This window comes from Streptomyces sp. NPDC017940 (assembly GCF_044328435.1).
Classification (GTDB): Bacteria; Actinomycetota; Actinomycetes; order Streptomycetales; family Streptomycetaceae; genus Streptomyces.
This window is the reverse complement of sequence record NZ_JBIRHJ010000027.1, coordinates 1-2,294: the sequence shown is the minus strand read 5'-3', so window position 1 is coordinate 2,294 and position 2,294 is coordinate 1. Positions and strand designations below refer to the sequence as shown.

Sequence of the window (2,294 nt, the reverse complement as noted above, 5' to 3'; positions counted from 1 at the left end):
GACAAGAACAAGGGCACCATCACCGTCGACCAGCACGACAAGGGCGAGGAGCACAAGGGCTTCAAGCTGACCGAGACCCGCTCCGGGCGCTGGATCGACCTGGTCAAGACGTACGGCAACCAGTGGCAGGCCAAGGACCACACCGGCCGCACAGCCGTCTTCGACCTCAACGAGGACGGTGATCTGGCGAAGACGACGGACACCGAGGGCAAGGCGACCCACTTCGGCTACGACTCCACCGGCCGCCTGATCAAGATCACCACCCCGGAGGGCCGGATCACCGCCTTCACCTACGACGCCGAGAACCGCGTCACCTCCATGCTGCGCGCCACCGAGACGGGCGGTGACGGCCACACGGGCCCTACCTACACCTACGCCTATTCTGCCAAGGACTCCTCCGCGGCCGGGACAACGACGGTCACTGATCCCGAGCAGCACGCCACAAAGTACGAGCACAACAAGGACGGCGGGGTCACCAAGGTCACCGACGCCCTGGACCACTCGCGCTCCCGCACGTTCGACGCGAACCACAACGTCGAGACGGCGACGGACGCGATGGGCACCGGCGGCAGCGGCGGCAACGTGACCGCCTACGGCTGGGACGGCCGCAACAACCCGACCTCCGCGAAGCTGCCCACCGGCGCCACGGCGTCCCTCACCGGCTACCAGACGATCGCGGGCACGGACCTGCCGAAGTCCTTCACCAGCGCGGACGAGGAGAAGACCGACTTCACCTACGACACGGCGGGCAACACCAAGTCCGTCGCGGTCACCGGCACGGGCGGCGGTAAGCGGACCTACGACTACAACGGCGCCACCCCCGACTGCGGCGGCTTCGAGGGCCAGCGCTGCAAGGCGACGACCACGATGAGTGACACCAAGTCGGTGTCCACGTCCTTCCGTTACGACGACAAGGGCAACCTCACCAAGGCGACCCCGCCAGCCCCGCTCAAGCCCACCACGTACACCTACGACGCGCTGGGCCGCGCGGAGACGGTCACGGACGGGCGCGGCATCAAGACGGTGTACGAGCACGACGAGCGGGACCGCATCGTCAAGGTGTCCTCGTCGTCGAAGGCCACGGTGACGTACTCCTACGACGGCGACGGCAACCTCACCCAGCGCTCCGACGGCACCGGCGTGATCAAGTACGCCTTCGACCCGCTGTCCCGCGAGACGGTCCGCACGCTCCAGAACGGCCCGCAGACCAGGCTGACGTACACGCCCGCGGGCAACGTGGACACCTACGAGGACCCGGCCGGGGTCACCGACTACACCTGGAACAAGGTCAACAAGCTCACCAAACTGAAGGACCCGGCGGGCAAGACCACCACGTACGAGTACAACAAGAACGACACCCGCACCAAGACCACCTACCCCGGTGGCACAGAGCAGACGGTCACCCCGGACAAGTCCAGCCGCCCCGAGAAGATCAAAGCCACCTCGCCCAAGGGCACTCTGGTCGACCTGTCCTACTCCTACGCCGACGCGGGCAAGGACGGCACGAAGATCCGCACCCGCACGGACGCGGTCACCGACCTGAAGATCAGCTACACCTACGACAGTGCCGGCCGCTTCTCCTACGCCAAGGAGGAGAAGGGCACCACGCCCACCTACTCCTGGCAGTACTGCTTCGACCAGGCCGGGAACCTCACTTCGCAGGGCACCGGCAAGGGCTGCCCCAGCGACTCCACGTTCACCGTCAACGACGCCCAGCAGATCACCGCAAAGAACGGCAACAGCTCCAACTGGTCTTACGACGCGGCCGGGAACGAGACCGCTGGAGCCTCAAGCCTCGAGGGCACCCGCACCGGCGAGCAGTGGTCCGACTTCAGCCAGATGACCTCCCTCACCGTCGGCGGCAAGACTTACGACGGCCAGTACGGCTCCACCGACCAGAGCGAGCGCATCCGGCTCGGGGGCACGTTCTTCCACAACGGTCCCCTGGGCCTGGCGGCCAAGAGCACTGCCGGTGTGGACATGGGATTCAACCGGGAGCCCGGGGGCACGCTGAACTCCATGACGACCGGGGGCAAGTCGTACTACTACCTCACCGACGCGCTCGGCTCTGTCATCGCGCTCACCGACGAAGCGGGCACCAAGGTCAACACCTACAGCTACAGCCCCCGCGGCGTGGAACGCGCGGCAACGTCGGAGAAGGTCTCCCAGCCCTACCGCTTCGCGGGCGGCTACCAGGACCCCACCGGCCTCTACCACTTCAAGGCCCGCTACTACGACCCGCACATGACCCGCTTCACTCAGCCCGACCCCTCCGGCCAGGAGAAGAACCCCTA

The 2,294-nt window shown here is 66.7% G+C and carries 1 protein-coding gene; it reads left to right on the top strand.

Features of this window, described 5'->3' with window-relative positions; translation table 11 throughout:
* Window positions 1–2,294, top strand: a 2,294-nt coding sequence (locus tag ACH4DX_RS35695) for an RHS repeat-associated core domain-containing protein (RefSeq protein ID WP_398158153.1), incomplete at both ends; no start/stop codon positions are given.